General features: G+C 46.6%; 1 protein-coding gene. It reads left to right on the plus strand.

Translation table 11 applies throughout. The features are described from left to right. On the plus strand, positions 1–986 hold a 986-nt coding region (gene serA, locus R7R78_RS24525), incomplete at its 5' end, for a phosphoglycerate dehydrogenase (RefSeq protein ID WP_225474427.1). Positions 987–1,022: the final 36 nt, after the last annotated feature.

Genomic DNA, 1,022 nt, shown 5'->3' on the forward strand with positions numbered 1-1,022 from the left:
GTATCGGAACTAACCAAGTCGATCTTGGTGCGGCGGCAAAACGTGGTATTCCTGTATTCAATGCACCGTTTTCAAACACGCGAAGTGTAGCAGAACTCGTGCTTGGTCAGATTCTTCTGCTCCTTCGTGGGATTCCTGAAAAGAACGCTTTAGCACACCGTGGTATTTGGAAGAAGAGCGCAGACAACTCTTACGAAGCGCGTGGTAAACGTCTTGGTATCATTGGTTACGGCCATATCGGTACTCAGCTGGGCATTATTGCTGAAAACTTAGGTATGCGCGTGTACTACTACGACATCGAAAACAAACTATCACTTGGCAACGCAACGCAAATCCACACGATGAGCGAGCTGCTAAACAAATGTGATGTTATTTCGCTGCACGTACCAGAAACACCTGAAACGAAGAATATGATGGGCGAAGAAGAATTTGCTCGCATGAAACCTGGCGCAATCTTCATCAACGCCGCTCGCGGTACCGTTGTTGATATTCCTGCGCTTTGCCACAGCCTAGAAGCAGGTCACTTAGCTGGCGCAGCAATCGACGTATTCCCAGTTGAACCAAAAACAAACGCTGACCCGTTTGAATCTCCACTACAGAAATTCGATAACGTCATTCTAACGCCACACGTGGGCGGCTCTACTCAAGAAGCACAAGAAAACATCGGCGTGGAAGTTGCGGGTAAACTGGCGAAATATTCAGATAATGGTTCAACACTATCAAGCGTTAACTTCCCTGAAGTATCTCTGCCTGAACACGGTCGTGAGTGCTCTCGCTTGCTGCACATTCACAAAAACCGCCCAGGTATTCTGACTCAAATTAACACCATCTTCGCAGAAGAAGGCATCAACATCGCAGCGCAGTACCTACAAACTGAAGCTGAGATCGGCTACGTAGTTATTGATGTGGAAACTGAGCGTTCAGAAGAAGCACTAACTAAGCTGAAAAGTATTGAAGGCACGATTCGTGCTCGTATTCTTCATTAAGAAGAATCCATACAATAAAGGCAGGGATATTATCCC

This window comes from Vibrio sp. 2134-1 (assembly GCF_033339495.1).